Here is a 1,049-nt window from a genome sequence, read left to right as displayed (position 1 = left end):
TTTAATAATATTTCAAACTCTATTAAGAGTGTAAATCCTAGAATAAATGATATTAATGAATCATTTGAAAAAGTTGAATCAAATAAGTCTGTAGTACTTGAAAGAGTGCAAGAGGTATCTGCATTATCTGAAGAAATTGCCGCATCTGCAGAGGAAGTTCTTGCATCCTCAGAAGAACTTAAAAATAATGCAAACAACTTATCTACTAGTTCACAAAGTCTTGCTACTAAAACGGCAAGTATGAATGAACTTTTAGATATATTCAATATTTACTAAAAACTGCTTATGGACAAGGTAAATTGAAGAGGTAAGAGTTAAGAGTGAAAAAGCTCCGTTAGGAGTTTTGCAGATTATATAAAACCCCCTATTTAAGAAATAGAGGGTTTTATATATTAATATTAGAAATATTTTTTTAAAATATTTCATGAATTTCATCATTAATTTTTAACTCTTAACTTTTAACTCATTAGCACATTCCGCCACTTCCACCGCCAGAATTTCCGCCACCTCCGCCGCAAAGGTTCATATTACCTTGTGGTTGGGTATTTTGATTAGTTTTTTTATAATAATTAACTATTTCATTAGATCGCGTTCTAAGAGTATCTAAAGTATCTAAGTACTCTTCATTAGTTGGATCAATTTCTGTAGACTTTAAAATATGTTGAATACCTTGATCAAACCAACCTTTTTTAAAATATACAAACCCCATTAAATAGTTCCATTCAGCGGAATTTTGTAAATCCAATAAATTTAATTTACTTTCAGCAATAGAAATATTATTATTATCTATATAAGATCTAATTTCTTTATAAATTCCACCATTTATTAATACGTCATATGCCATATTTGCATCATTTAAGATATTTTCAGCAAGGGGTCTAGAACTAAATGGTTTCCCATCTCTCGAATATTCGTTAAGGATATTTTTATAAGCTCTTTTAATCTCTTCATTTGAAGCATCTTCAGATACACCTAATACTTGATATGGATCCAATACTTTCACATCCTTTATTATTAATTAAAAAATATTTATTCATAATACTTAATAT

The 1,049-nt window shown here is 28.4% G+C and carries 1 protein-coding gene and 1 pseudogene; one reads left to right on the top strand and one right to left on the bottom strand.

Features of this window, described 5'->3' with window-relative positions:
- Positions 1–276, top strand: a pseudogene (locus E6248_RS16345) (methyl-accepting chemotaxis protein); the annotation flags it as partial.
- 190 nt (positions 277–466) lie between these two features.
- Here the strand turns inward: E6248_RS16345 and E6248_RS16340 are convergent.
- Positions 467–1,003, bottom strand: coding sequence for a DnaJ domain-containing protein (locus tag E6248_RS16340; RefSeq protein ID WP_316341816.1), 537 nt, complete (start codon positions 1,001–1,003; stop codon positions 467–469).
- Between the last annotated feature and the right edge of the window lie 46 nt (positions 1,004–1,049).

This window comes from Clostridium sp. (assembly GCF_032552055.1).
Taxonomy (GTDB): Bacteria; Bacillota; Clostridia; order Clostridiales; family Clostridiaceae; genus Clostridium.
This window is presented reverse-complemented; position numbering and strand designations above follow the sequence as displayed.